Here is a 3,755-nt window from a genome sequence, read left to right on the forward strand (position 1 = left end):
CTCAATCGTGCAGGAGTGGCTGAATTAATGAAATCTGCCCCTATGCAGAGTATCCTTTCTCAATATGCATCTGATATTCAAGCTAGATGTGGTGATGGATACGTAAAAGATATTCATGTAGGTAAAAATCGTGCTAATGCAATGGTTAGTGCAAAGACCTATAAAGCTAAGAAGGACAATATGAAAAACAATACTCTTTTGAAGGCGGTGAATTAAATGATTGAAATTGTTATCAAGAAATATCTTGACGGTCATTTATCGGTACCGTCTTTTTTTGAGCATGAAACAAACATGCCACAAGAGTTTGTAATCCTTGAAAAGACTAGGGGAGCCAAGAAGAACCACGCAAAGACTGCAACATTTGCTTTTCAGAGTTATTCAACCAGCATGCAAAAAGCTGCTGAATTGAATGAGAAAGTAAAACAAGTTGTCGAAAACATGATTGAACTGAATGAAATCAGTGGAATCCACCTAAACAGTGATTACAATTTCACAGACACAGAAACTAAAAAATATCGTTATCAAGCGGTATTTGACATAAATTATTTTTAAGAAATGGAGAATGGAATGGGATCAGAAGCTCAAACTACTCAAACAACATCGTCATCATTAGTGACGACAGCAAAACCTAAAATTGGGGGTGCAATCTATTCAGCACCTAAGGGAACTCCTCTACCAACAGATGCTACAACCGCCTTAAATGCTAAATTTCTATCTCTAGGATATATCTCAGAGGATGGCTTGGAAAACGAAAATAGCCCTGAATCTGAAAACGTCAAGGCATGGGGTGGTGATATCGTACACTCCTCACAAACAGAAAAAACCGATACATTCACTTATACATTAATCGAGGCATTGAACATCAATGTTCTTAAGGAAGTGTACGGTGCGGATAATGTGACTGGTGATCTTAAAACAGGTATCACTATCAAGGCTAATTCGAAAGAATTAACTAGCCATTGCGTTGTGGTAGATATGGTATTGAAGGATGGTACTATGAAACGTATTGTTATTCCTGAAGGAAAAGTAACGGGTATCGGAACTATCTCTTACAAAGACGCTGAGACAGTCGGATACCAAACAACTCTTACAGCATTTCCAGATGGAGAAAGCAATACTCACTACGAATACATCAAAGGAGCTTAATACATGTCAGAAACTAAATCATTTAAAGGGACTACTAAAACAGGTTTTCCATTCGATATCAGTATGGAACGGATGGAGAACTATGAGGTAGTAGAAACTATTGCTGAAATTGATGAAAACCCTCTTGTGCTACCTCGATTGCTTAAATTGTTGCTTGGTGATCAAGTGGCAGCGTTGAAAGATCACGTCCGTGGTGAAGATGGAATTGTACCAACTCAGAAGTTGATGGATGAAGTACGGGACATCTTCGAGTCACAGAATGTAAAAAAATAGTAACCCTTTCCAGAATGATCAAAACTGATGAAGATGCTTTGATTTGTGATTTAGCTGAGACGTATCGCATTTATGATTACAGACAGCTACCTGCATATCAGGTAGCTGTTTTTTCATTTGGTCTGCGTGATGATTCAAGGATAAAAGTTGCAATGTCAGGGCAGAATCTACCAACTGATCTATTAATCCAGGCAAGTATGTTGGATCGACTATCTATGCTTGTATGGATGAAAACCAAAGATGGACAGCAGGGTAAAAACCGTCCGGCTTCAATGGTTGATAGTCTTCTCAAGGTTGAGAAGGAAAAGGAACAGATGGTATTTTCATCTGGAGAGGAATTTGAAGAATACAGAAGTAAATTGTTAGAAAAGATTGGAGGTGGTAATTAATGGCGACAGAATTAGGTCAAGCATATATCCAAATTATGCCATCAGCTCGTGGAATCAAGGATATGATTAAGAAAGAGCTTGGCTCTGAAATACCACAAGCAGGGCAGGAAGCAGGAGAATCTTTGAGTTCTAAGATGCTAAGTGTCGCAAAAAAAGCAATAGCAGCCGCCGGAATAGGTAAATTCTTTTCTGCATCATTGACAGAAGGGGCCAATCTTCAACAGTCATTAGGAGGGATTGAAACCTTATTCAAAGGTTCTGCTGATACGGTTAAAAAGTATGCTAACGAGGCTTACAAAACTACAGGACTTTCAGCCAATGCCTACATGGAAAATGTAACAGGCTTCAGTGCCAGCCTCCTTCAATCGTTAGGCGGTGATACTCGGAAGGCAGCAGATGTTGCTAACATGGCTATGGTCGATATGGCAGACAATAGCAATAAGATGGGGACATCTATGGACCGTATCCAGGATGCTTACCAAGGATTTGCAAAGCAAAACTATACCATGCTGGATAACCTTAAGCTAGGGTACGGTGGTACAAAAACTGAAATGCAACGCTTACTAGCTGATGCACAAAAATTGACTGGTGTTAAGTATGACATCAATAACCTATCTGATGTGTACCAAGCTATCCACGCTATCCAAGAGAATTTAGACATTACCGGGACAACTGCTAAAGAGGCTGCGACTACTTTTAGTGGATCATTCGCATCAATGAAAGCAGCAGCTCAAAATGTCTTAGGGAAATTAGCTCTTGGTGAAGATATTATGCCTTCATTGCATCAACTTTTTGAAACGGTTAAAACATTCCTTGTAGGTAATCTTATTCCAATGGTATGGAATGTGTTAAAAGGTATCCCACAGGTTTTAGCTGGTGCACTCGGTGAGCTTATGCACACACTTTTCGGAGATCATATTGGTAAAAGCATTATGAATGATCTTAATGATGTTTTTGATAAAGTGGGTGGAGTTGTCAGCACTATCTATGATATGATTTTTGGATCATTGAGTAAGAAAGACAATATAGATTTTTTAAAGAATCTAGGAATCAATGAGAAAACAGCTAGTAGCATTGTGAACATTGGCGATAATATCCGGACCATGTTTGAAAATATTGGTGCTGTTATTAGTAACGTTGCTGGGATTGTTGGAGAATTTATCAGTGATCTTTTTGGACTTGCTAAAAGTAAAGATAGTGTTGGAGGAGTAGCCTCAGCTTTTGAAGCCATTACTAAAGTTTTAGCTGATGCATCAGGTAAAGTAAAAGATTTTACAAAGTGGATGCGTGAGAATAAAACAGTTATGGATATTGTTAAATCTGCTCTAGCAGGAGCCTTAGCAGGTTTTTTGGCATTTAAAGCAATTACAACTATTCAATCTATTATCACAGGTTTCGAATCAGCACTTTTAGCAGTCAAAGGCGCAGTTTTAGCTTTTAACGCTGCAATTGCTGCCAACCCAATAGGAGCCTTAGTAGTTGCTATTACCGCTGTTGTAGCTGCATTAGTCTGGTTTTTTACCCAAACAGAAACGGGTAAACAGATTTGGAGTGCTTTCGTTGATTTTGTAGTAGGCTTGTGGAATGGTCTTGTAGAGTTCTTTTCAGGTTTATGGACAACCATCTCAGAAGGTGCAATAAACCTTTGGAATGGGGCTGTAGAAGTCTGGAATAGTGTGATTGAAGGAATAAAAATAGCTTGGAATGGAATAGTAGAATTCTTTGTTGCTTTGTGGCAAGGTATTTCTAGTACCGCTACAGCTGCATGGACCACAATTACAGAAACAGTAATGGCCATTGTCCAGCCTTTTATTGATGTTTTTATGTCTATTTGGAATGGAATGAAAGATGGTCTGGGTCAGATTTTCGAAGGTATTAAAACGATTTTCAGTGGAGCCTGGGAATTAATAAAGAGCATTGTAATGGGAGCAGTACTATTTATCATTG

6 protein-coding genes are annotated in these 3,755 nt (G+C 38.7%); all 6 read left to right on the forward strand.

Annotation, left to right across the window (positions count from 1 at the left end):
• The coding region (locus SPADD19_RS03010) for a hypothetical protein (RefSeq protein ID WP_128861565.1) at window positions 1–216 on the forward strand (216 nt) is incomplete at its 5' end.
• Window positions 217–552, forward strand: a complete 336-nt coding sequence (locus tag SPADD19_RS03015; protein WP_061455157.1) for a hypothetical protein — start codon at window positions 217–219, stop codon at window positions 550–552.
• 15 nt (window positions 553–567) lie between these two features.
• Window positions 568–1,146, forward strand: a complete 579-nt coding sequence (locus SPADD19_RS03020) for a phage tail tube protein (RefSeq protein WP_061455158.1) — start codon at window positions 568–570, stop codon at window positions 1,144–1,146.
• Between the two features lie 3 nt (window positions 1,147–1,149).
• A complete protein-coding gene (locus SPADD19_RS03025; RefSeq protein ID WP_061455159.1) occupies window positions 1,150–1,419 on the forward strand; it encodes a hypothetical protein in 270 nt (89 codons plus the stop codon).
• 14 nt (window positions 1,420–1,433) lie between these two features.
• Entirely contained in the window at window positions 1,434–1,808 is a 375-nt protein-coding gene (locus tag SPADD19_RS03030) for a DUF5361 domain-containing protein (RefSeq protein ID WP_061455160.1), read from the forward strand.
• Window positions 1,808–3,755, forward strand: a 1,948-nt coding sequence (locus tag SPADD19_RS12040) for a phage tail protein (protein ID WP_423170602.1), incomplete at its 3' end; no start/stop codon positions are given. The genes SPADD19_RS03030 and SPADD19_RS12040, both read left to right, overlap by 1 nt.

It is taken from the genome of Streptococcus parasanguinis, from assembly GCF_001578955.1.
In the GTDB taxonomy this organism is placed as follows: Bacteria; Bacillota; Bacilli; order Lactobacillales; family Streptococcaceae; genus Streptococcus; species Streptococcus parasanguinis_U.

Coding starts and splice junctions, on each gene's coding strand:
- SPADD19_RS03030 (WP_061455160.1), top strand. CDS start 1,434: ATGATCAAAACTGATGAAGATGCTTTGATTTGTGATTTAGCTGAGACG.
- SPADD19_RS03015 (WP_061455157.1), top strand. CDS start 217: ATGATTGAAATTGTTATCAAGAAATATCTTGACGGTCATTTATCGGTA.
- SPADD19_RS03020 (WP_061455158.1), top strand. CDS start 568: ATGGGATCAGAAGCTCAAACTACTCAAACAACATCGTCATCATTAGTG.
- SPADD19_RS03025 (WP_061455159.1), top strand. CDS start 1,150: ATGTCAGAAACTAAATCATTTAAAGGGACTACTAAAACAGGTTTTCCA.